The 914-nt window shown below is 57.4% G+C and carries 1 protein-coding gene and 1 rRNA gene; both read left to right on the top strand.

Annotated elements, in window-relative coordinates:
• The coding region (locus BN1056_RS07960) for a hypothetical protein (RefSeq protein ID WP_210580249.1) at nucleotides 1-193 on the top strand (193 nt) is incomplete at its 5' end.
• Nucleotides 194-292: 99 nt separating this feature from the next.
• Nucleotides 293-914, top strand: a 23S ribosomal RNA gene (locus BN1056_RS07955); the annotation flags it as partial.

The raw sequence follows: 914 nt of genomic DNA, 5'->3' as shown, positions 1-914 counted from the left end.
GGGGGCGGGCGGGACCCTCTTCTCCTCCTTCTTCTTTTTTTGGTTGGTGGGGTTGGGGGTGGCATGCTGTCGGGTTCCGGGGCTGCGTGCCCTGGTTGCCTACTGGCTTTTGCTTCTGGCCTTGTTTGGGTTGGGGGTGGGGTTGGTTGGGTGGGTTGGTTGTGAACTGTATAGCGGACGCGAGCATCAATGATTGTTTGTTCAGCTTGTTTGCTGGATTGTTGTTGCTTGTGGTTGTTTTGCGTGTTTTGTTGTTGTTTTGCCTGTTTTGCTTGTTTTGCTTGTGTTTGTTTGTGTTGTTTTTTTGGGCGTTCGGTGGATGCCTTGGCACCAGGAGCCGATGAAGGACGTGGCGGCCTGCGATATGCCTCGGGGAGCCGGCTTGCGGGCTGTGATCCGAGGGTTTCCGAATGGGGGTACCCGGCGCGAGTTGTGTCGCGTCACCTGTCCCTGAATTCATAGGGGGTGGGGGGTTACGCGGGGAAGTGAAACATCTCAGTACCCGTAGGAGAGGATATTCTGTGAGTAGTGGCGAGCGAAAGCGGATTAGGTTAAACCGTGGTCGTGTGATTACTCGGCAGGGGTTGCGGCTGCGGGGTTGTGGGGCGTGCTTGTGGGTCTGCTGCCGTGGGCCCGCACTGTTTGCTGGTGGGTAGCTGGATTCTCTGGGATGGGGAGCCGTAGAGGGTGATAGCCCCGTAGGTTGAACCTGCTGGCGTGGTGTTGAGCATGTTTTTCCCCTTGTGCGTGGGGTTCGTGGAGTCTTGCGCGTGTCTGCCAGGACCACCTGGCTGCCTAAATACTTCCTGGTGACCGATAGCGGATTAGTACCGTGAGGGAATGGTGAAAAGTACCCCGGGAGGGGAGTGAAAGAGTACCTGAAACCGGGCGCCTACAAGCCGTCAGAGCCCGCC

The organism is Actinomyces succiniciruminis (assembly GCF_900002405.1).
Classification (GTDB): domain Bacteria; phylum Actinomycetota; class Actinomycetes; order Actinomycetales; family Actinomycetaceae; genus Actinomyces; species Actinomyces succiniciruminis.
Note: the sequence above shows the minus strand (reverse complement) of the source record. Positions and strands in the feature narration are given on the sequence as shown.